Source organism: Actinoplanes sp. NPDC049668 (assembly GCF_044465445.1).
GTDB lineage: Bacteria > Actinomycetota > Actinomycetes > Mycobacteriales > Micromonosporaceae > Actinoplanes.
This window is the reverse complement of sequence record NZ_JBITLR010000001.1, coordinates 1,182,252-1,203,898: the sequence shown is the minus strand read 5'-3', so window position 1 is coordinate 1,203,898 and position 21,647 is coordinate 1,182,252. Positions and strand designations below refer to the sequence as shown.

The window sequence follows — 21,647 nt, the reverse complement described above, 5'->3', positions numbered from 1 at the left end:
TTCGTTACACAGAAGCGAGACAGCCGGACCAGAGTGGCGGGAGTGAATTTTGCGACGTGTGGTGAGCATCGTCGTCGGGGCGGGTGCTGCCCTGGCGCTGGCCGGCACGGCCAGTGCGGCGGCATGGAGGTTCTCGGCGGAGGGGGCTCGCCCGGTCGGTTCCTGGCAGGAGGGTGCGGGCCCGTCCGCCGACCCCGCCGCAGCGCGGCAGCCCGCGGCCGCGACCGGCGGTAACGGCTCGACGGCCGGTGCGCCGGCGCCCGGGCCGTCGTCCGCGAAGCCCGGGGCGAAGTCCTCGTCGCCCGCGCCGGGCGAGTCCGGCCCGGTGGTGCGGGAGTCCGCGGCCTTCGCGGGCGGCGACGGCCGGCAGAAGGTCGGCGAGCTGCTGCGGATCGACAAGCTGCTCGGGTACGGCGCGCCGAAGCGCGAGGTTCTGCACTACCCGTCCGCGTCGTACGTCAAGGTCCACTTCGGTCGCATGACGATGCTTCCGGGGGACTATGTAACGGTTTCAGACCCGGAGGGCGAGGAGTCCTACCGCTACGACGCGCCGAAGCTGCTCGACGGCGTCACCGACACCAGCCGGTGGGCCATGTCGATCACCGGCGACACCGCGGTGGTCGAGATGCACCGCGGCGGCGGTGATCTGGTCGGCTCGCTGCTCGGCGGGCTCGGCGTGAACGTGGACCAGGTCGCCCGCGGCTACTCCCGCAAGGAGCAGGCCCGGATTCCGTCGGAGAGCCTCACCAGGCCGGGGCGTACCGGCGCGGAGGAGTCCGTCTGCGGCGCCGACACCAGCTCCGACGCGGTCTGCTACCGCTCCGCCGACCCGGTGGCCTACACCCGGTCGAAGGCGATCGCCCGGCTGCTGATCAACGGCACCGAGCTCTGCACCGGCTGGCGGGTCGGCACCAAGAACCGGATGCTGACGAACAACCACTGCTTCGACAACTCGGCGGCCGCGTACGAGACCGAGGTCTGGTTCAACTACCAGTGCGCGCAGTGCGGCGGCTACGACGTCTTCAAGCCGACCAAGGTCTGGGGCGACAAGGTGCTCGCCACCGAGCACGTCCTGGACTACACGCTCTTCACCGTGGGCAACTTCGCCACGGTGCAGAAGTTCGGTTACCTCAACCTGGACACCGTCCCGCCGGCCCGGGGCCAGGAGCTCTACGTGCCGCAGCACCCGGCCGGCGAGCCGACCCGGATCGCCGGGCGCCGCGGCGAGCCGGCGGGCACCTGCGCGGTGGTCGACCCGACCTTCAACGGGTACGCGCAGAACTCTGACGTGTCCTACTACTGCGACACCGAGGGCGGATCGAGCGGCAGCCCGGTGCTCTCCCGCAAGACCAACAAGGTGGTCGCGCTGCACCACTTCGGCGGCTGCCCGAACTCGGGCGTCCGCGCCGACCTGCTCAACAGCAGGATCAGGTCGTATCTCTGACGTACCGTGTGCGCCATGCTCATGCCCGTACGGCCCCGGGGCTGGTGGTTCGACGCCGCCCTGCTCGGCGGCCTCGTCGCACTGACCGTGGCGCTCGCCCGCGGCCACCTGCTCGCGCTCGACGTGCAGGTGGCCGACTGGGTCGACGCCAACCGTCCGGCGCCGCTGTACTGGACCCTGCGGGTGCTCAACTACCTGGGCCAGGGCGGCCAGGTGCTGATGTCGACCTCGATCCTGCTGGCGGCCCTGGTGGCCTGGCGGCGGCGATCGGTGCGGCCGGTGCTGGTGATCGTGGTCGCATTCGTGGTGACGTTCGTGACGATCGGCCCGCTCAAGGTCTGGCTGGACCGCGCGGCACCGCACTTCGCCGGCCCGGACCGGGAGATCCTGTTCAATCCGGCCGCCGACGGCCCGCTGGCGATGAGCTATCCGTCCGGGCACGTCGCCAACGCGCTGGCCTGGTACGCCGTCATCGCGCTGCTGCTCAGCGCGCTGCTGCGCTCGTTCGACCGGCCGCCGCTCTCGCCGCGCGCCTACGCGGCCCTGCGGGTGCTGCCGCCGGCGATCGTGTTCGTCACCACGACCTACCTGGCCTTCCACTGGATCACCGACTCGGTGGCCGGGCTGCTGCTCGGCCTGATCCTGGCCCGCGTGCTGACCCGGATTCCGTGGGACGCCATCCCGCTGCCGCACCTGCCGAACGGCATCGACCGGCCCGCCGGCCTCGACCGCCCGGCGGCCCCGGGCGAGTGGGCGGTCAGACCCAGGCGCCTGCGCGCATCACGCGCCTGACCGTCAGGTCCGGGCCGAGCACCACCAGGTCCGCGCGGAGGCCGGCCTCCAGCGCGCCCACCTGATCCGCCAGACCCAGCGCGCGGGCCGGCGTCGTGGCGGCCATCGCGGACGCGGTCGGCAGGTCGAGGCCCGCGCCGACCGCGCGCCGGAACGCCTCGTCCATCGTCAGCGTGCTGCCCGCGATCGAGCCGTCCCGGACCAGCCGCGCCACCCGGTCGGCCACCGCGACGGCCTGGCCGCCCAGCTCGTACTCGCCGTCGGGCATGCCGGCCGCGTCCATGGCGTCCGTGATCAGCGCCGCCCGGTCCGGCCCGGCCGCGTGTGCCGCGAGGCGCAGCATCCCGTCGTGCAGGTGGATGCCGTCGGCGACCAGCTCGCAGACGATCGAGGGGGAGTTCAGCAGCGCGACGACCGGGCCCGGCTCGCGGTGGTGCGCCGGGCGCATGCCGTTGAAGAGGTGGGTGCCGACGGTCGCGCCGGCCGCCACCCCGGCCAGGGTCTGCTCGTACGTCGCGTCGGTGTGCCCCAGCGCCGCCACCACCCCGCTGCCGGCCAGGAACTCGACGGCGGCCAGGGCGCCGGGCAGTTCCGGCGCGATGGTGACCATCCGGACCGCGCCGTCGCCGAGCTTGACCAGGGCGGTCAGCTCCTCCAGCGACGGCTCGCGGAGGTACTCCGGGTTCTGTGCGCCGCAGCGCGCGTGCGACAGGTACGGCCCCTCGAAGTGCAGGCCGGCGATCGCGCCGTCGGCGACCAGCGGCAGGTAGGCCGCCGTCGCGTCGCGCATCAGCTGGTACGGGGAGCTGACCAGGCTGGCGAGCAGCGTCGTGGTGCCGTGCCGCAGGTGGAACGCGGCCGCCGCGCGCGCGGCGGCCGGGTCGCCCAGGGTGAAGGTGTGCCCGCCGCCGCCGTGACAGTGCAGGTCCACGAAGCCCGGGACGATGATGTCGTCGCCCACGTCGTCGCGCGCCATGACGGACAGGATCGCCGGCCCGTCCACCTCGACGTACCCGGGCACGACGGCGCCGGGCCGGACGACGCGGCCGCTGATCTTCTCCGTCAAGAGGGTGCTCCCAGGCTGTCGAGCGCGAGCAGGGCCGCGCCGAGGCAGCCCGCGGTGTCGCCGAGCGCCGCGCGCACGATCCGCGGCATCCGGTGGAACGTGATCCGGGCGTCCAGCGCGATCCGCAGCGGCGCGAGCAACGCCTCACCGGCCTCGGCCAGCCCGCCGCCGAGCACCACGATCCCGGCGTCGTAGAGGGCCTGCGCGGTGAGCAGCCCGTCTGCGAAGGCCTCGACCGCCTCGGTCCAGACGGAGTTCGCCAGCTCCTCGCCGGCGGCGGCGCGGGTGGCGACGTCGAACGCGGTGATCTCCGGTATGCCGGAGAGCTCCACGTAGCGCCGGCCGACCGCCGAGGCCGAGGCGACCGCCTCGAGGCAGCCGCGGGCGCCGCAGCCGCAGGACGGCCCGCCGGGCCGGACGATGACGTGCCCGACCTCGCCGGCCGCGCCGTGTGCGCCGCCGAGCGCGGTGCCGTCGATGACGTGCGCGGCGGCGATGCCGGTGCCGATCGCGATGAACAGCACGTGCCGCTCGTCGCGGCCGGCGCCGAGGCGGGCCTCGGCCATCCCGCCGACGCGGACGTCGTGGCCGAGCGCCGCAGGCAGGCCCAGCCGGGCGGAGACCAGGTCGCGCAGCGGCACGTCGCGGAAGCCGACGTTGCTGGACCAGACGGCGGTGCCGGTCTCCTCGTCCACCACGCCGGGCACCGCGACCCCGGCGGCGACCGGCCGCAGCCCGTCCGCGCGGGCCCGGTCGGCCAGGCCGGCGGCGACGTCGAGGATGTTCGCGGTGACCGCCTCCGGCCCGCGGGCGGCCAGCGTCGGGTGCCGCTCGGCGTGGTGCACCGCGCCGCCGGGCCGTACCAGGGCGCACTTCATTCCGGTGCCGCCGACATCCAGCGCCACCACGACGTCGTCGCTCACGGTCGTGCGGTCACGGCAGGACGACCGAGCGGGTGAGGTTGCGGGGGTGGTCGGGGTCGAGCCCCTGGCTGGTGGCGAGCAGCACGGCGACGCGCTGCGCGACGACCAGGTCGGCCATCGGGTCGAGCGGGGCCCGGCCGCCGCGCCAGTTGCCGAGGGCGGCGTAGCCGCCGTTGTAACGGCTGTGCACGAACGCCGCGCCGGTCGCCTCGACGTCGTCGGCCAGGTTGGCCGGGATGTCGCCGAACGCCCAGACCACGCGGCCCGGGCCGGCGATGGAGATCGGGCCGTGCCGGTAGTCCATCGCCGGGTACGCCTCGGCCCACCACATCGCGGACTCGCGGCACTTGAGCGCCGCCTCCTCGGCGAGACCGATGGTCCAGCCGCGGCCGAGGAAGGTGATCTGCTGTGCCAGCGAAGGGTGCACGGGCATCGGCAGCCGGACCGCGACCTCGGCGTCCGCGGCGATCGGGTCGATGTCGGTGCCGAGGTGCGCCCGGAGCAGGGCGAGCGCGCTGGTGGCGAAGCGGGTCTGCACCACCGAGAGCTCGTCGGCGAAGTCGAGGACGATCGCGTCCCGGGCGACCGCGGCGGCCGGCTCCTCGCCGGCGGCGGTGATCACCGTGGTCGGCGTCCGGCCGTCGAGGGCGTCGAGCAGGTCGATGACCTCGGTCGTGGTGCCGGAACGGGTGATCGTGACGACCCGGTCGTATTCGCGGCCCAACGGGAACTCGGACGCCTGGAACGCGTCGGTCTCGCCGAGGCCGGCCTGCTCGCGCAGGGCGGCGTAGGCCTTGGCCATGAACCAGGAGGTGCCGCAGCCGGCGACCGCCACCCGCTCACCCGCCGCGGGCAGGCCGGGCGAGCCGGCCAGCTTGGCCGCCTGGAGCCAGCATTCGGGCTGGCTGGCGATTTCCACCTTGACGTGACTCATGGCAGTTTTCCCTCAATCGCCTGCGCAGATGCGCTCGGTTCACCGCTATTTCGAGCGCTATTCTGCTTGGAAGCTCGCCGCGTCCGCAACCACCGTAGCGTGTTCGCGCAGGCACTCTCTTTGCTTCGCGAGGTTTCGCGCACTAATGTGCACACTCTTATCACGAAACGTGCAGCAGGGAGCTCGGGTGGACCGGTACGCGCGGTGGAATGCCCTGCTCGAGCTGCTCGCCGAGAGCGGCCGGGTCAGCGTCGAGGACGCGGCCGAGAAGCTCGACGTCTCGCAGGCGACCATCCGCCGGGACTTCGACCAGCTCGGCCAGCAGCAGATGATCACCAGGACCCGGGGCGGCGCGGTCGCCAACGGCGTCTCCTACGACCTGCCGCTGCGCTACAAGAGCGCCAAGCACTCGGCGGAGAAGCAGCGCATCGGCGAGGCGGCGGCGAACCTGGTCGTGCCCGGCACGGTCGTCGGCCTCAACGGCGGCACGACCATGACCGAGGTGGCCCGGGCCCTCGCGGTGCGGCCCGACCTCAACACCAGCGGCGAGGGCGCCCAGCTCACCGTCGTCACGAACGCGCTCAACATCGCCAACGAGCTGCTGGTCCGCTCGCGGATGAAGATCGTGGTGGCCGGCGGCGTGGTGCGCCCGCAGTCGTTCGAGCTGGTCGGCCCGCTGGGCGGGGCGCTGCTCAAGGAGGTGACCCTCGACATCGTGTTGCTCGGCGTCGACGCGCTCGACGTGGAGCTCGGCGCCGCGGCGCACCACGAGGGCGAGGCCGCGATGAACAGCCTGATGGTCGCCCGGGCCAAGCGCGTCGTGGTGATCGCCGACTCGTCGAAGCTCGGCGGGCACGCGTTCGCCCGGATCTGCCCGATCAGCAAGGTGGAGACCCTGGTCACCGACTCGGGGGCGCCGCCGGAGCTGATCGAGAGCTTCCGCGACGCGGGCGTGCAGGTCGTCTGCGCCTGATCGGCTGCCGGACACCTGGCGGACGACCGGCGTTGTCGTACCGGACGCCCGCGCGGTGTGCGATGGGGCGTGCACCACGCCAACCACTACTACGGGCATTCGTACGTGCTGGCCGGCTACTGCGGCCTGGACGACGCCGACCCGCCGCGCATGCACGGCTACCTACAGCACGGCTGGAACATCGGTGACGGCCTCGCCGCCGACCACGAGTTCGTGGCCGGCACCCCGGTGCTGCTCTGGTCGGAGCGGACCCGGCGGCGCGCCTGGTCACTCGGCCGGCGGGAGACCTACGTCGTCGGCTCGCCCCTGGCGTACCTGCTGCGGATGGAGCCGGATCCGGGCGTACGGCGCGAGGGCACGATCTGGTACCCGTTCCACGGGTGGGAGGGCCAGCACGTCCTCGGTGACCACGCCCGGCTGATCGACGAGATCCGGGACACCGAGCCCGGCCCGGTCACCGTCTGCCTGTACTGGCAGGAGTACCGCACCGCGAGCGTGCGGCGGCGCTACGAGCGCGCCGGCTTCCGGGTCATCTGCCACGGCTACCGCGGCGGCCGGTGGGAGCGCCTGGACCCGCGGTTCCTCCGGCGCCAGGCCGCCGAGCTGCGCCGGCACCGCCGGGTCGCGTCCAACCGTCTGTGCAGCGCGGTCCTCTACGGCGCCCTGGCCGGCTGCGAGCCGGCGGTGTACGGCGACCCGATGCAGCTCGACGGCGAGGACTTCGCGTTCGGCGGGCCGGAGCGGATCCGGCGGCAGTGGCCGGAGCTGCACGGTCCGTTCGTCGACCCGGTCGCGGCGCGGGAGACCGCCGTCGCCGAGCTCGGCGCCGACCGCCTGCTCCCGCCGGCCGAGCTGACCCGCATCCTCGGCTGGCAGACGGCGAACGGTGGCGCCCGATGAACCCGCGGCTGCTCGGCGACGAGATGCTGCGCTGGTCGGACCTCGACGGCGCGCACGGCCCCGGGCCGGCGCGGGGCGCCGCGCTCGCTGGGCTGCTGGCCGTGGCGCGCGGCCGGACACTCATCGCCGGTCCGCACGACCCGGCGCTGATCGACCTGGCCCCGGCCGACGACCTGACGCTGCTGGTCCGGGGCGTCGCCGACGGCGAGGTGCTCGCGGCCCGCTTCCCCGCGGCCGCCGTCTGCGTCGGCGGCCTCGCCAAGTTCGGCGCGGAGGCACCGTTCGACACGGTGATCGCGCTGGCCGGCCTGGAGGCGCTCGCCTCGGCCGAGGGCGTCGAGACGTCCTGGGGCGACTCCCTCGACCTGCTGCTCGAGCTGCTCCGGCCCGGCGGCACCCTGCTGCTCACCGTCGAGAACCACCTCGGCCTGCACCGGCTGGTCGCGCCGCCGGGCCGGCCGGCCGACGCGGACTGGACCGTCGCCGGGGAGCACGACCCGAGCCGGCCGGCGGGGCTCGGCCGGGCGCGTGACCGCCTGGGCCGGGCGGCGGTCGCCTACGCGGCCTACCCGGACCCGCTCGCGCCGACCCTGGTACTCGAGGCCGCCGAGCTGGACCGCGAGGAGGTCGGCGGTGCGCTGTCGGCGCTGCTGGCCCGGGCCGTCGAGCCCCTCGACCAGGTGTTGACGGATCCGCGCCGGCTGGCGGTCAGCGCGCTGCGGCACGGCGCCGCGGCGGCACTGGCGCCGGCCTGGATCCTGGCCGCCGGTGCCGGCGTCGACCTGCGCCGGGAGCTGCCGTCCGGGCGTACCCTCCATGATCTTTTGTTGCGGGCCGCGCTCGAGCGGGACCTGCCCGCCGTGCGTGAGCTGCTCGGCGCCTGGCTGGACGGCCCGGCCGCCGGGGTGCCGGCCGACCAGGTCGTCGTCGGCCCCGCCGGGGAGTTCACCGCGCTCGCCCCGGCGCAGGACCCCGCCGCGGCGCTGGCGCGTCTCGCCGCGGACCTGATCGACGGCGGCTACCCGCACCCGTGGCCGGCGCCGGAGGGCCCGGCCGAGCTGGCCGTCACGCTGGCCGCGATGACCGGCAGGGAGATCGACCCGCCCGAGCCGCCGGGCCGGCCCGCCCCGGACGTCCGGGAGCTGCTGGTCGCCCGGTCCCGGCTGGCGGACCAGCTGGCGCAGGCCAGGGCCAAGCAGCTCTGGTACGAGCGGATGCTCGTCGACCGCGAGGCGGAGCTGAAACGCGTGCAGCGGATCAACCTGGTGCTCGGCGCGACGGCACCCGCGCGGGCGCTGCTCAGCGGCGCCCGGGCGGCGCGGCGGACCGCTCGCCGGGTGCTGCGTCCGCGCGGATAGCGTCGTAGAGCCGCTCGAGCCGGTCGGACTGCCGCAGCAGGTCGAACCGGGTCTCGACGCGCTCGCGGGCCTGGCGGCCGAGCCTCTCCCGCAGGCCCGGGTTGCCGAGCAGCTTCTGGATGTGGTGCGCGATCGCCGTGCTGTCGCCCTCGGCGCCGAGCAGGCCCGTCTCGCCGTGCGCCACCGCCTCGGGAATGCCGCTGTGCCGGGTCGACACGGTGGGCACGCCCTGCACGGCCGCCTCCAGGATCGTGGTCGGCAGCCCCTCCGAGTCGCCGTCCGCGGCGGTCTTGGACGGCGCGGCGAGCAGGCGGGACTCGGCCAGGTGGCGGGTCACCTGCGCGGGTGTCTGCGCGCCGAGGAAGGTGGCGTCCAGCCCGAGCCCGGCCGCGCGCGCCCGCATCCTGTCCCGCAGCGGCCCGTCGCCGATCAGCAGCGCCCGCGGTCGCGGCGTCGGCAGCGCGCCGAGGGCGTCGATGAGGTCGTCGACGCCCTTCTTCTCGACGAACCGGCCGACGAAGACGACGTCCCACCTCTTCGGCATCGCCCACGCCGGGGTGATCGGCACGCCGGTGTGGTGCACCAGGACCTTCTCCGGGTCCGCGCCGAGCGCGATCGCCTTGCCGCGGATGTGCTCCGAGACGGCCAGCACGACGGCGGCCCGGTCGAACATCGTGCGCAGGTTGCGGCGGTACCGTCCACCGAGGACACCGGAGGAATCCGGCTGCCGGGTCACGTCGTGGCCGTGCACGGTGACGAGCAGCGGCGCGCCGGCCTGCGCCGCGGCGTGGCTCACCAGCCAGCCGTCGCCGCCGAAGTGCGCGTGCACCAGGTCCGGCCGCAGCCGGCCGAGCAGCCGCGTCAGCCGCGGCGAGGAGCCGGTCAACCGCAGCCGCAGGAAGGCGCGCCGCCCGGCCGCGCTGTCCGGGTAGACGACCAGGTCCGACTCCTCGGACAGCGCCGATTCCTGCTTGGTGGCGCCGAGATACACCGATCGCCACCGGGTCAGGGCCTGGCCGTGGTTGCGGACGAACGTCTCGGAACCGGAGAGCATGGCGCTGCGCCAGATCACGACCCGACCTGGCGGCGGCGGATAACCCCTAGCGTGCGGCATCGGCCCGGGTGGCCCGGCCGCGGCCGAGAACCCTGTCGCGCAGCCGGTGCCGGACCTCCGGCGGGAGGCCCCAGATCTGCAGGAACGTCAGGTAGTCGATCGCGCCGGGCCGGCCGTGCGTACGGGCCTCGCGGAGCAGCTCGCCGAAGACCTTCGGGCTGCGGGTCGGCGCCGCCATCGAGCTCAGCACGCTCATCGTGAACGCCGCGTACGCCCGCGGGGTGAACAGGTCGCGGCTATGCCGCAGCCACTCGAGCTGCTGCCGCCACGGCATCTCGAGGCTGATGCGGTCCCGGTCCTCGTCCTGGTGCCAGATCACCAGCGGGTCCGGCGCGACGATCAGCTCGACGTCGTCGTGGCGTACCGCCCGCAGGGTCCAGTCGAGCTCCTGCTGGCGGCGCAGCCCGACGGTGAACGGGACCCGGTGGAACAGCTCGGCCGGCGCCAGGATCGTGGAGGTCTGGATGAAGCCGTCGCCGTAGAACAGGCCGCGGCGCACGGTCAGGTACTCGCTGACCGGCTCGTCCGGGCCGGGCAGCCGGCGCGGCATCACCGACTCGGCCCGCGGGGTGCGGTTGAGCAGCCGGCTCGCGACGATCGGCGTCGCCGCCCGGGCCGAGTACGCGAGCTTGAGCTGCACCTCGAGCTTGGCGGGCAGCCACTCGTCGTCGTCGTCCAGCATCGCCGTCCAGCGCCCGCGCGCGGCCCGGGCGCCGGTGTTGCGGGCGTGCGGCGCCCCGCCCTTCGACGGCTGGACCAGCACCCGCAGGCGGCGGTCGGGTATCGCCGCGAGGGCGGTGACGGTGCCCTCGTCGGGACCGTCGACGACGACGATGACCTCCAGGTCGTCCATGGTCTGTGCCAGCACGCCGGAGACGGCGCGGGTTACCAGGTCGGGTCGTGAGCGGGTGGGGATGACGACGCTCACCTCTGGCGCGTAGGTCATCGGCCGGACGCTAGACAGGCGAGGCGGCGCCCAGGTGAATCCCGCCGGTCATCGAGGCGACGGCCCGCCGACGGCTGTCACCCGATCTCGCTGACCTCCGCGAAGGGCCGGTCGACGTTCCACACCACGTGGATCACGAAGCTGTGGTTGACCTCGTTGAAGTAGACCGCGAGGTTGTCCGGGCTGTTCTGCACGGTCGCCACCGAGTAGCCGTCGCTTGGCGTCGCGGTGACCACCCGCACGTCGCCCTCGGTCACCCGGATCACCGCCGTGCCGCCCTCGACCCGGAACGAGCGGACAAAGGTCTTCTCGCCCGCGCCGTCCGTGGTCACCGTCCAGCCGTCCTGGGTGGTGGTCGTGGTCTGCGCGGCCGGGGTCGTGGCCCGCGCCGTCGGCTTCGCCGAGGTGCGGGCCGGGGTGGCGCCGGGCTTGGCGCTGCCGGTCCGCGGCGGGGCGGTGGTCGGGTCCGGCCTGGTCGCCTCCGCCGGCGGCGGCGGGCTGACCGGCAGCGGTGACGGCTCCACCACGCCGGCATCGCGCAGCTGATCGACGGAGACCACGGCGCTCTCGTCCGGCGTGGCGGCGCGCAGCACCGGCAGCATCGCCACCCAGGCCAGCGCGACGCTGGTCAGGGTCGCGGCGCACCAGCCGAGCACCGGGACCAGGCTTCGGGGAGATCGCACGTGGGCCATGATCGCACTTCCCCCTACTGTTGTCCCATGGCGCTGATTCTGCTTGTCGAGGACGACCGGAACATCTCGGCCGCCCTGACCCGGGCGCTGACCGACGCCGGCCACGTCGTGCGCCCGGTCGCGCAGGCGGCCGAGGCGCTCAGGATCCTCACCGAGGAGCGGCCGGACCTGGTCATCCTCGACCTGGGCCTGCCCGACATCGACGGCGCCGACGCCCTGCGGATGATGCGCTCGGTCTCCGAGGTGCCGGTCATCGTCGCGACCGCGCGGCGCGCCGAGGCCGACATCATCACCCTGCTCAGCGCCGGTGCCGACGACTACGTGACCAAGCCGTTCTCCGCGGGGCACATCCTGGCCCGGATCGCGGCGGTGCTGCGCCGCACCCGGGTGACGGCCGACATGGCGCCGAACACCATCACGGTGGGTGAGCTGGTCATCCAGCCCCGGCAGCGGCGGGCCGCGCTGGGCGGGCGGCCGCTGCAGCTGACCCGGCGGGAGTTCGACGTGCTGACCTACCTGGCCGAGCGGGCCGGGCAGGTGATCAGCCGCCGCGAACTGCTGGCCGAGGTGTGGAACCAGGCGCGGATCGGCGAGGAGCAGACGATCGACGTGCACATCTCCTGGCTGCGCCGCAAGCTCGGCGAGACGGCGGCGGCGCCGCGCTACCTGCACACCGTGCGCGGTGTCGGCGTGATGATGGCCGAACCGAAGTGAGATGGGAGCTGAACCGGCTGGCGCTGGCCATCACGTCGATGGTCGCGCTGGCCTTCCTGGTGCCGCTGACGTTCGCGACCCGGCAGATCGCGCATGACCGGGCCATCGGCGACGCACGCCAGCAGGCCGCGGCCATGGTCGCGGCCCTCGCCGTCGACGCCGACCCGCAGCTGCTGACCAGCGCGGTCGCCAGCACCGTCGCCGGCGGCGCGGGCCGGCTCGCCGTGCACCTGCCGGGCATCGCGCCGGTCGGCGCGACGCACGTCACCGACGCCGACGTCGCGTCGGCCAACCGCTACCGCAGGCCGGTGACCGCCACGGCGGCCGGCGGGATCGCCTACCTGCAGCCGAGCGTGCTCAGCGACGGGCGCGCGGTGGTCATCGAGGTCTTCGTCCCCGACGACGAGATGACCCGCGGGGTCTGGCCGGCCTGGCTCGCGCTGGGCGGCCTCGCCGTCGTGCTGGTCGGCGGGTCGGTGCTGGTGGCGGACCGGCTCGGCGCCCGCCTGGTCCGCGCGACCCGGGAGCTGGCCGCCTCCAGCCGCCGGCTCGGCGCCGGCGAGCTCGCCGTCCGGGTGCAGCCGTCCGGGCCGCCGGAGCTGCGCGACGCCGCGCTGGCCTTCAACGCGATGGCCGGCGACCTGCGCCGGCTGCTCGACGCCGAGCGAGAGTTGGCGGCGGACCTGTCGCACCGGCTCCGCACGCCGCTGACCGCCCTGCGGCTCGACGCGGACACCATGCCGCCGGGCCTGATCGCGGACCGGATGCGGCAGGCCTGCGACATGCTCGACGAGGAGCTCGAGGCGATCATCGCGGGCGCCCGGCTCGGCGTGGAGGCCCGCGGCGCGCAGCGCTCCGACCTGGTGGAGGTGCTGGCCGAGCGGCTCGCGTTCTGGTCGGCGCTGGCCGAGGACCAGGCGCGGCCGTGGAAGGTGGTCGGCGGCGACCGGCCGGTGGCCGTGCCGCTGCCGCGCACCGAGCTGATCCTGGCCGTCGACGCCCTGCTCGGCAACGTCTTCGCGCACACGCCGGAGGGCGTCGCGTTCCGGGTGACCGTCTCCGAGGCCGGCCTGCTCGTCGACGACGCCGGCCCGGGCATCAGCGATCCGGCGAACGCGGTGCAGCGCGGGGTCAGCGGGGCCGGCTCCTCCGGCCTCGGGCTCGACATCGTGCGCCGGGTGGCCGAGGCGGCGGGCGGCAGGCTGACCATCGAGCGCAGCCCGCTCGGCGGCGCGCGGATCGCGATGCTGCTCGGCGTACCGCAGACGGGTCCCGCGCAGCAGGGCCCGCGGGTGGCCGGCCGGCGGCGCCGCGGACCTTCATGATCCCTTCTGGAGCCGTTAAGGCTGCTTTATGGAACGCGTCGTTACGGTCCCCGTCGTAAACAGTCTTTACGACACGTTGGGAGCCATGACGATGCGCAGGTCGATCGCATATCCACTGGTGGCGCTCGGGGCGGTCGGCTCGACGCTGTTCGTCGCCGCGCCCGCCCTCGCGCACGGCTACGTCTCCTCGCCGCCGAGCCGCCAGGCGCTCTGCGCGTCGGGCGCGGTGGCGAACTGCGGCCAGATCCAGTTCGAGCCGCAGAGCGTCGAGGGCCCCAAGGGCCTCAAGTCCTGCGACGGCGGCGTGGCCGGCTTCTCCGTGCTCGCCGACGAGGGCCGCAACTGGCCGGCCAAGGCGGTCGGCCGGACGGTGACGTTCACCTGGGTGATGACGGCGCGCCATCGCACCAGCAACTGGGAGTACTTCATCGGCGGCAAGAAGGTCGCCACGGTCGACGGCGGCAACGCCCAGCCGGACGCGGTGGTCACGCACGACATCGACCTGGGCGCGTTCCCCGGCCGGCAGAAGGTCCTGGCGGTCTGGAACATCGGTGACACCGCGAACGCGTTCTACAGCTGCGTCGACCTCAACGTCGGCGGCGGCGCGGGTTCCGGCGCCACCACGCCGCCCACCACCGCGCCCGCGCCGACCGCGCCCGCGACCACCGCCCCGGCCACCACCGCACCGACCTCCGCGCCCATCACGGACGCGCCCGCGCCGGCCGGGGACGGCAAGGCGTGGGCGCCCGGCGTCGCGTACCGCACCGGCGACGAGGTCACCTACGAGGGCGTGCGGTACAAGTGCCGCCAGGGACACTCGTCGATCCGCAGCTGGGAGCCGTCGATCTTCACCCTCGCCCTCTGGCTCCCGCTGTGAGGCCGCGCCACGCGGCGGTCGCGATCGCCGCCGCCCTGCTGCTGGGGGGCTGCGGCACGGCGCCCGCGACCGCGCCGGCGACGGCCGTCGCCACCGAGGCCGCGCTCCAGGCCGGCGGGGCGCACAACGACACCGACGTGATGTACCTCCAGATGATGGTGGCGCACCACGAGCAGGGCCTGGAGATGGTGCGCCTGGCCGAGAAGGGCGCCTCGCGCGCCGAGCTCCGCACCCTGGCCAAGGCGATCGACGTGACCCAGTCCGACGAGCTCAAGCTGATGACCGGCTGGCTGGGCGAGTGGTCCAAGCCGACCACCGTCGACCACGCGCCGAGCGCGCACGCCGACCACGGCGGCCTGCCGGCCACCGGGCCGGAGGAGATCGCGGCGCTGCGCAAGGCGAAGGGTGCGAAGTTCGAGACGACGTTCCTGAGCCTGTTCGTCGCGCATCAGCACAACGCGGTCGAGATGGCGAAGCTGGAGACCACCCAGGGCAGCAACGCCGAGGCGAAGGCGCTCGCGGAGCGGGTCCGGCTGTCGCGCACGGACCAGATCCAGCAGATGCTCACGCTCATGAACAGCTGACCGCGCGTGCGGCCCGCCGACCGGCGGGCCGCACGGCGGCTACGAGGTGATGTCCTTGCGGGTGAAGCGGTAGAACGCCAGCGACCAGAAGACGGTCGCGTAACAGATCGCCGAGATCGCGCCCTTCACCACGTCGTCCGTCTGCATCGGCGTCGACAGCATGCCCAGCCACGCGTCGCTGAAGTGCGTCGGCAGGAAGTTCCTGATCGAGCCGAGCGCGGTGATCTGGTCCAGGATGCTCGACAGGATCCACAGCAGGACCGCGCCGCCCACCGCGCCGAGCGCCGCGTCGGTCAGCACCGACAGCAGGAAGGCCAGGCCGGCGACCACCAGCAGCACCACCGCCAGGTACCCAAGGATGGCCAGCAGGCGCAGCACACCCTCGCCGGACGGGATCTCCGCGGCGACCGTGCTGCCCAGCGGGTGCCAGCCGTACCGCAGCGTGCCGATCAGCAGGGCGGTGCCGGCCAGCGTGAGCAGCGCCACCAGGGAGTAGCCCAGCGCCACGATCAGCTTCACGCCGAGCAGCCGGGCCCGGGGCACCGGGATCGCCAGCAGGTAGCGCAGGCTGCCCCAGCTCGCCTCGCTCGCCACCGTGTCGCCGCAGAACAGGGCCACCACCACGACGAGCAGGAAGCCCGCCGAGACGGCGATGCAGAACAGGGTGAAGTTCAGGCCGCCGGAGGTGGCCAGCTCGACCAGGCTGGAGAACGCGCCGCGGCCGTTGTCGTCGTCGCCGTCCCCGCCGAACTCGAACGCCAGCAGGATGATGATCGGCAACAGCACCATGAAGCCCAGGGCCAGCTGGGTACGCCGGCGTGAGGCCTGCCGGCGCACCTCGGCCATCAGGGGCAGGGTCTTCGTCGCTCGGTAGCCGGTAGCGGCCGCGCTCATCGGTCTCCACTTCCTCGTGAGTTGTCGCCGACCAGGGCCAGGAACGCGTCCTCCAGCCGACGGCGTGGCACCACCCGGTCCACCCCCACTCCGGCGTGCACCAGCGAGGCCACCACCTCCGCGCGCGGCGTGCCGTTCATGTCGATGATCAGGCCGGACGAGCCGTCCGGCGTCACCGAGCGGACGTTGAGGCCGGCTAGCACCGCCGCGGCGGCGTCCACATCGGAGACCTCGAGCTGCACCGACGGCGAGTCGCCGACGATGTCGTCGACCGGGCCGGACGCCACGATCCGGCCCTTGTTGACCACCACCGCGTGCGTGCAGGTCTGCTCGACCTCCGCGAGCAGGTGGCTGGAGACCAGCACCGCCCGGCCGTCCGTCGCGTAGCGGCGCAGCACCTGCCGCATCTCCGCGATCTGCGGCGGGTCGAGCCCGTCCGTCGGCTCGTCGAGCACCAGCAGCTCCGGCAGGCCGAGCATCGCCTGCGCGATCGCCAGCCGCTGCCGCATGCCGTGGCTGTAGTTCTTGGTACGCCGGTTCACCGAGTCGCCGAGCCCGGCGATCTCCAGGGCCTCGTCGAAGCGGGCGTCCTCGTCCGGCCGCCCGGTCGCCTGCCAGTACGCCCGCAGGTTCTCCATGCCGGTCAGGTGCGGCAGGAAGCCGGGGCCCTCGACCAGCGCGCCGACCCGGGACAGCACCGGCGAGCCCGGCTCGAGGCGGTGCCCGAAGACCAGCGCGTCGCCCTCGGTCGGCATCGTCAGGCCCATCAGCACCCGCAGCGTCGTCGTCTTGCCGGCGCCGTTCGGGCCGAGCAGGCCGACGACCTGGCCACGCTCGACCGTGAAGTCCACCCGTTCCACCGCGACGAACCCGTCGCCGTACGCCTTGCGCAGCCCCCGGACGACCAGCGGCGTCTCCGCGTACTCGTCGATCGTGGGTGCCTCCTGGCGGCGCAGCCGGCGGCGGCGCACCGCAAGGACCACGACGAGCCCGGCCACGATGACCGCGATCAGGCCGGCCAGCACGTACCGCCAGATCACCTGCGGGTTCGCGATCGGCGTGCCCACCACCGTCGGCAGGGTGACCGCCGGCTCGACCGCGACGGTGTACGTCACCGGGTCCGCCGGGGTCAGGAACGCCTGGTCCGAGGTCGCCACCGTGACCCGGACCAGGTGGCCCGCGTCGATCCGGCGCACGATCGCCGGCAGCGTCACCGTGACCGCGGGCGCGGTCGCGACGTCGGCGGGCAGGCCGGTCAGCCGGACCGGGGCGATGAGCCCGCCGCTGAGCGTCGCCGTGCCGTTCGGGTCGACGTCGAAGAGCTTCACGAACACCGTCGCCGAGCCGGTCGGGGAGGCGACCCGGAGCCGGACGGTCGGCGCGCCGACCACCTCGATCGCGCTCGGCACCGGCGCCGAGTCGAACTCGGCGTGCTGGCCGGGCAGGTCGCCGGCCACGCTGCCGAGCAGCGAGCTGACCTGGCCGCCGATGCCGGGCAGCGAGGAGAGCGCGCCCGGGTTGCCGTTCGGTGGGTTGGCGATCCGCTGCGCTTGGCCGCCGACGGCGACGTCCGCGCGGCCCGTCCCGGTCAGCCCGGGGTACGTCGGGTCGGAGTAGCCGTTGGTGACCAGGCCCCGGTCCAGCGCGCTGAAGCCGGCCACCCGCGAGTAGGTGAAGCTGTTGGCCGGCGCCTCGCCGCTCTTGCGCACGTAGTGGTCGAGCCACTGCACGGTCAGGAACTTGGTGCGGTCCTGGTCGGTCTGCGGTCCGCTGCCGCCGTCGTGGCCGCCGGTGAACCAGGCGACCCGGACCGGGGTGCCGTTCGCCGCGATGCCGCGGGCGTTGGCGTCCGCCTCCGACAGCGGGAACAGCGTGTCGACCGCGCCCTGGATGAGCAGCGCCGGCGCCTTGATCCGGTCGATGACCGAGGCCGGGCTGGAGCGCCGCAGCAGCGCGTTCGTCGCGTCGTCCGGCGTGCCGGTCGTGGCCATCTTCAGGTAGGCGGCGCAGACGTCGGCGGCGAAGCGCCCGCAGGCGGGATCCGCGCCGGCCGGCGGCGGCGCCGCCGCGGCGGGACCGCCGGTGAATTCGCCGGCCGGCGACGAGCCGCTGCCGAAGAACAGGCCGGCCCAGCTCTTCTTGAACACGCCCGGCGTGGGCACCGCGGCGGCCGACTGCGGGAAGAACGCCCGGCCCAGGTCGTTCCAGGTGATCAACGGCACGATCGCGTCGACCCGCTGGTCCTGCGCGGCGAGCAGCAGCGCCAGCGCGCCGCCGTACGAGCCGCCGACCACGCCGACCCGGGGGTCGCCGGCCGCGTCGGTCAGCACTCGCGGCTGCGCGGCCAGCCAGTCCAGCAGCCGAGCGGCGTCCTTGACCTCGTAGTCGGGGCTGTCCAGGTGGATCTCCCCGCCGCTGGTGCCGAAGCCCCGCGCGGTCCAGGTCAGCACCGCGTAGCCGCGGTCGGCCAGCGACTCCGCGTCGTCGCGCACGGAGTTCTTGGTGCCGCCGAAGCCGTGCGCCAGGAGCACCGCCGGCACCTTCGCGTCGCCGCCGGACGGCAGGTAGAAGCGGGTGTCGAGCTCGACCGGCTCGGTGCCCGTCGGCCCGGAGAGCACGGTCAGGCGCTGGTCGACGGCGGTCCAGGACTTGCGCTCGGGCAGGGCGGCCCAGCCGACCAGGGCGGCGACCAGGACGAGGACCACCGAACCGGACACCACCCGGCGCCGTGTCGCTATGGGCAGGACGCGGCGTAGCCGGGCAGGCAGGGCAGGCATGCGCCCACGCTAGCCGCGGCCTGCTGAGCAGGAGCTGTGAAGGTGGCCGCGGGCGCTAGCAGCCCTGCTTGTCGGTGTAGAAGAACCGCACCGACTGGCCCGCGCCGGCGTCGATGGAGGCCACCTTGTCGTTCTTGATCCGGAAGAGCAGGGCGTTGCCGCCGTCGAGGGCGTACCAGGCGCTCGCGCCGACCCAGTCGTCGAGCTGCTTGCCGCTCGGGTACATGCCCTTGAGGTCGGCGTAGCTCGTGCCGACCTTCGCGCCCGTCGGGGTGGCGACCTTCGTGCTGGTCACCGTCAGCCGCTCCAACTTGCCGCCGGTGAACGCCAACGCGGGGGTGTTGTACTTGCCGAGGCCCTTGGTGGTGGCGCAGGTCGCCTTCGTGTTGACCTTGCCGAACAGGCCGGCCTTCTTCAGGTCGCCCTGCGCCGACCCGATCGCGTACGGCCCGATGCCGGCGGCCGTCAGCACGTCCGGCGGGCCGAGGGGCTTCGCCTGGGACGTGCTCTCCACCTGCGCGCCGGGATCCGCCGCCGCGCTCGGCCCGCCCGGCGCGCCGTCGGTGAACGCGCCGAGGGCGCGGTCGTCCGAGTCGTCGCCGCACCCGGCGACGCCGAGCACGGTCAGCATGGCAACGGCCAAAGTGGCGTGGCGGAACCTCATCGTGGTGATGCCTTTCCGGGGAGCGAACGGCGGCTAGCGTGTCAACTTAGTCCCCTCGTCAATACGGAGGCCCCAGCGGTGCCAGACGACCTCACGCTGACCGTCACCCAGCGGCCCGCGGCGCTCGACGCGCGCCGCGGCATCGTCCGGCTGCACCCCGAGGTGATGGCGGCGCTCGCGGTCAACCCGGGCGACCCGCTGCGGCTGGCCGGCCGCCGGACCACCGCCGGCATCGCCGCGCGGGCCGAGCCGACGGCGAGCCGGGCCCTGCTCTACGCCGACGACCTGGTGCTCGGCAACCTGGGCCTGCGTGACGGCGGCCAGGTGACGGTCACGCCCGTTCCGGTGGTCGAGGCGCGGCGGGTCACCCTCGCCGGGCCGGCCGAGATCGTCGCGGTGGTCTCGCCGGAGATGCTGCGCCTGGCCCTGCTCGGCAAGGTGGTCACCGCGGGCGACGACGTCTCGCTGCTGCCGCAGGACGTGCTGCCCGACGCCGGCCACCGGCCGCTGGTCGAGGCCGCCCGGCGCAGCCTCGCGAACCGGGTCGGCTACGCCTGGACCAGCACGCTGCTCACCGTGGTCGCGCTCGAGGGCGGCGAGTCCGCGCTGGTCACGATGGACACGGTGGTCGGCTGGCAGGACGGGCAGTTCTCCTCCGTACGCGATCAGGCCGCGCCCGCGGCGGCGGGCCGGCCGGCGTCCACCGACCCGGACACGCCCCCGCCCAGCCTGGGCGACCTGCCCGGCCTGCGGGCCCAGGCGCAGGAGCTCGTCGAGCTGCTCGACCTCGGCTTCCATCACCGCGAGGTGCTCGGCCGGCTCGGCACCACCGTCTCGCTCGGCGTGCTGGTCAGCGGGCCGGCCGGCTCGGGCAAGTCGGCGCTGGTCCGCGCGGTCGCCGCCGAGGTCGGCGCGAGCGTGCGGTCGGTCTGGGGGCCGGAGCTGGCCGCGCTGACCAACGACTCCGCGGCGACCCGGCTGCGCGGCCTGGCTCGCGACGTGCGCTCGGCCGGCCCGGCCGTGCTGCTGGTCGCCGACGTCGAGGCGCTCGCGCCCCGTGACGACCCGGGCCCGCTGGCGACCGTCTTCCGGCAGATCCTCGCGGAGCTGCTGAAGTCCGGCGGCGCGGTGGTGTGCACGACGAGCCGGCCCGAGGCGGTCGATCCCGGGCTGCGCGCGCCGGACCTGCTCGCGGTCCAGCTGGCGGTGCCGCTGCCGGACGCGGCGATGCGGCTCGAGCAGCTGCGGGTGCTGACCCGCGGCATGCCGCTCGCGGAGGACGTGCGGCTGGACGACGTCTCCGGGCGTACGCCCGGGTTCGTCGCCGCCGACCTGGGTGCCCTGGCCCGCGAGGCCGGGGTCCGCGCGGCCCTGCGCCAGAAGGACGCCGAGTCGCCGACCGTGGCGATGGCCGACTTCGAGGCCGCGCTCGACGTGGTCCGGCCGACCTCGATGGCCGAGTCGACCCTCGAGGTGGCGCAGGTGACCCTGGACGACGTCGGCGACATGGCCGAGGTGAAGCAGACCCTCACCGAGTCGGTGCTGTGGCCGCTGACCTATCCGGACACCTTCGCCCGGCTCGGCGTGCAGCCGCCGCGCGGCGTCCTGCTGTACGGCCCGCCCGGCTGCGGCAAGACGTACCTGGTCAAGGCCATCGCCGGGACCGGTAAGGCGAACGTGCTCTCGGTCAAGGGCGCCGAGCTGCTCAGCAAGTGGGTCGGCGACAGCGAGCGGGCCGTCCGGGAGCTGTTCCGGCGGGCCCGGGAGGCCGCGCCGACGCTGGTCTTCCTGGACGAGGTCGACGCGCTCGCGCCGACCCGCGGCCAGGCCACCGACGGCGGCACCACCGACCGGGTGGTCGCCGCGCTGCTGACCGAGCTGGACGGCGTCGAGTCGCTGCGCAACGTGGTGGTGATCGGCGCGACGAACCGGCCCGACCTGATCGACCCGGCGTTGCTGCGCCCGGGCCGGCTGGAGCGCCTGGTCTTCGTGCCGCCGCCGGACGCCGCTGCGCGCGCCGCGATCCTGCGGGCGTCGGCCCGGTCGGTGCCGCTCGACGGCGCGGTGGACCTCGACGAGCTCGGCGCCGCGCTGGAGGGCTACTCGGCCGCGGACTGCGCCGCGCTGATCCGCGAGGCCGCGCTCGCCGCGATGCGCGAGTCGCTGGACGCCTCGACGGTGACCGCGGCGCACGTCGGCGTCGCCCGCGGCCGGGTGCGTGCCTCGCTGGACCCGGTGCAGGTCGCCTGGCTGGAGGCGTACGCCTCGACGCACGTGCCCGGCTAGCGCCGCCGGGTGCGTGCCCGGGTCGAGCGCAGGCGGCGCAGCCGGCCGATGAGGACCGGGTCGTGCTCCAGCGCCGCCGGGTTGTCCAGCAGGGCGTTGAGCAGCTGGTAGTAGCGCGTGGAGGACAGGCCGAACGCGTCGCGGATCGCCTGCTCCTTGGCGCCGGCGTGCTTCCACCACTTGCTCTCGAACGCGAGGATCTCCACCTCGCGGTCGGTGAGCGCGGGCGACGGCGCGGCCTCGGCCTCGCGGGGCACCGGGACCTGCTGGTTGAGTTCGGCGTCGGGCTGCATGGCGCTCCTGGGCGGTGGGAGAGCACGCACAGATGTACGAAGGGGATCGCCAGCATAGTGGCAGCCGCCGATCCCCGCCGTCCGAGTGTGT

20 protein-coding genes are annotated in these 21,647 nt (G+C 74.3%); 10 read left to right on the top strand and 10 right to left on the bottom strand.

Annotated elements, in window-relative coordinates; all coding sequences use genetic code 11:
- Positions 1-58: 58 nt before the first annotated feature.
- On the top strand, positions 59-1,444 hold the full coding sequence (locus ACIBSW_RS05650; protein WP_354718385.1) for a serine protease: 1,386 nt from the start codon (positions 59-61) through the stop codon (positions 1,442-1,444).
- A 15-nt stretch (positions 1,445-1,459) separates the two neighbouring features.
- Positions 1,460-2,236, top strand: coding sequence for a phosphatase PAP2 family protein (locus ACIBSW_RS05645; RefSeq protein WP_404799228.1), 777 nt, complete (start codon positions 1,460-1,462; stop codon positions 2,234-2,236).
- Here the strand turns inward: ACIBSW_RS05645 and nagA are convergent.
- From nagA to ACIBSW_RS05630, 3 genes are read right to left on the bottom strand one after another with little or no spacing between them, the layout of a single operon-like run.
- Entirely contained in the window at positions 2,202-3,239 is a 1,038-nt protein-coding gene (gene nagA / locus ACIBSW_RS05640) for an N-acetylglucosamine-6-phosphate deacetylase (RefSeq protein WP_404799256.1), read from the bottom strand. The genes ACIBSW_RS05645 and nagA overlap by 35 nt on opposite strands.
- A 59-nt stretch (positions 3,240-3,298) precedes the next feature.
- Complete coding sequence (locus tag ACIBSW_RS05635) at positions 3,299-4,225, bottom strand: ROK family protein (protein ID WP_354718389.1); 927 nt, start codon at positions 4,223-4,225, stop codon at positions 3,299-3,301.
- A 10-nt stretch (positions 4,226-4,235) separates the two neighbouring features.
- Positions 4,236-5,159, bottom strand: coding sequence for a sugar isomerase (locus ACIBSW_RS05630; protein WP_354718391.1), 924 nt, complete (start codon positions 5,157-5,159; stop codon positions 4,236-4,238).
- A gap of 187 nt (positions 5,160-5,346) precedes the next feature.
- Here ACIBSW_RS05630 and ACIBSW_RS05625 point away from each other — a divergent pair, with 187 nt between their 5' ends.
- The 3 genes from ACIBSW_RS05625 to ACIBSW_RS05615 all read left to right on the top strand — a co-directional run bounded on the left by ACIBSW_RS05625 (position 5,347) and on the right by ACIBSW_RS05615 (position 8,390).
- Positions 5,347-6,132, top strand: a complete 786-nt coding sequence (locus tag ACIBSW_RS05625) for a DeoR/GlpR family DNA-binding transcription regulator (protein ID WP_354718392.1) — start codon at positions 5,347-5,349, stop codon at positions 6,130-6,132.
- A gap of 69 nt (positions 6,133-6,201) precedes the next feature.
- Complete coding sequence (locus ACIBSW_RS05620) at positions 6,202-7,032, top strand: hypothetical protein (RefSeq protein ID WP_354718393.1); 831 nt, start codon at positions 6,202-6,204, stop codon at positions 7,030-7,032.
- Complete coding sequence (locus ACIBSW_RS05615) at positions 7,029-8,390, top strand: hypothetical protein (protein ID WP_354718395.1); 1,362 nt, start codon at positions 7,029-7,031, stop codon at positions 8,388-8,390. The genes ACIBSW_RS05620 and ACIBSW_RS05615 overlap by 4 nt, the downstream gene beginning before the upstream one ends.
- Here the strand turns inward: ACIBSW_RS05615 and ACIBSW_RS05610 are convergent.
- The 3 genes from ACIBSW_RS05610 to ACIBSW_RS05600 form a co-directional block, all read right to left on the bottom strand.
- Entirely contained in the window at positions 8,332-9,462 is a 1,131-nt protein-coding gene (locus ACIBSW_RS05610) for a glycosyltransferase (RefSeq protein ID WP_354718397.1), read from the bottom strand. The genes ACIBSW_RS05615 and ACIBSW_RS05610 overlap by 59 nt on opposite strands.
- Before the next feature lie 28 nt (positions 9,463-9,490).
- Positions 9,491-10,450, bottom strand: a complete 960-nt coding sequence (locus tag ACIBSW_RS05605) for a glycosyltransferase (RefSeq protein ID WP_354718399.1) — start codon at positions 10,448-10,450, stop codon at positions 9,491-9,493.
- 77 nt (positions 10,451-10,527) lie between these two features.
- Complete coding sequence (locus ACIBSW_RS05600; RefSeq protein WP_354718401.1) at positions 10,528-11,133, bottom strand: DNA mismatch repair protein MutL; 606 nt, start codon at positions 11,131-11,133, stop codon at positions 10,528-10,530.
- 36 nt (positions 11,134-11,169) lie between these two features.
- Between ACIBSW_RS05600 and ACIBSW_RS05595 the strand changes: the two genes are divergently transcribed.
- From ACIBSW_RS05595 to ACIBSW_RS05580, 4 genes are all read left to right on the top strand, one after another.
- The gene (locus tag ACIBSW_RS05595; RefSeq protein WP_354718403.1) at positions 11,170-11,856 is read left to right on the top strand and encodes a response regulator transcription factor; all 687 of its coding nucleotides are present in this window, start codon (positions 11,170-11,172) and stop codon (positions 11,854-11,856) included.
- On the top strand, positions 11,853-13,181 hold the full coding sequence (locus ACIBSW_RS05590; RefSeq protein ID WP_354718404.1) for a HAMP domain-containing sensor histidine kinase: 1,329 nt from the start codon (positions 11,853-11,855) through the stop codon (positions 13,179-13,181). The genes ACIBSW_RS05595 and ACIBSW_RS05590 overlap by 4 nt, the downstream gene beginning before the upstream one ends.
- A gap of 85 nt (positions 13,182-13,266) precedes the next feature.
- Entirely contained in the window at positions 13,267-14,058 is a 792-nt protein-coding gene (locus tag ACIBSW_RS05585; RefSeq protein ID WP_354718406.1) for a lytic polysaccharide monooxygenase, read from the top strand.
- A gap of 41 nt (positions 14,059-14,099) precedes the next feature.
- Complete coding sequence (locus ACIBSW_RS05580; protein WP_354718442.1) at positions 14,100-14,642, top strand: DUF305 domain-containing protein; 543 nt, start codon at positions 14,100-14,102, stop codon at positions 14,640-14,642.
- Between the two features lie 39 nt (positions 14,643-14,681).
- On the opposite strand, the gene ACIBSW_RS05575 is transcribed toward ACIBSW_RS05580, so the two are convergent.
- From ACIBSW_RS05575 to ACIBSW_RS05565, 3 genes are read right to left on the bottom strand one after another with little or no spacing between them, the layout of a single operon-like run.
- Positions 14,682-15,536 carry an ABC transporter permease subunit gene (locus tag ACIBSW_RS05575; protein ID WP_354718408.1) on the bottom strand — a complete coding sequence of 285 codons (855 nt, stop codon included), beginning with the start codon at positions 15,534-15,536 and terminating at the stop codon, positions 14,682-14,684.
- Positions 15,533-18,313 (bottom strand): alpha/beta fold hydrolase, encoded by a 2,781-nt coding sequence (locus ACIBSW_RS05570; protein WP_354718409.1) that lies wholly within the window; start codon positions 18,311-18,313, stop codon positions 15,533-15,535. The genes ACIBSW_RS05575 and ACIBSW_RS05570 overlap by 4 nt, the downstream gene beginning before the upstream one ends.
- A gap of 55 nt (positions 18,314-18,368) precedes the next feature.
- Positions 18,369-18,977, bottom strand: coding sequence for a hypothetical protein (locus ACIBSW_RS05565; RefSeq protein WP_404799227.1), 609 nt, complete (start codon positions 18,975-18,977; stop codon positions 18,369-18,371).
- Positions 18,978-19,055: 78 nt separating this feature from the next.
- Between ACIBSW_RS05565 and ACIBSW_RS05560 the strand changes: the two genes are divergently transcribed.
- Positions 19,056-21,263 carry an AAA family ATPase gene (locus ACIBSW_RS05560; protein ID WP_354718413.1) on the top strand — a complete coding sequence of 736 codons (2,208 nt, stop codon included), beginning with the start codon at positions 19,056-19,058 and terminating at the stop codon, positions 21,261-21,263.
- On the opposite strand, the gene ACIBSW_RS05555 is transcribed toward ACIBSW_RS05560, so the two are convergent.
- Entirely contained in the window at positions 21,260-21,628 is a 369-nt protein-coding gene (locus ACIBSW_RS05555) for a DUF3263 domain-containing protein (RefSeq protein ID WP_354718444.1), read from the bottom strand. The genes ACIBSW_RS05560 and ACIBSW_RS05555 overlap by 4 nt on opposite strands.
- Positions 21,629-21,647 lie beyond the last annotated feature (19 nt).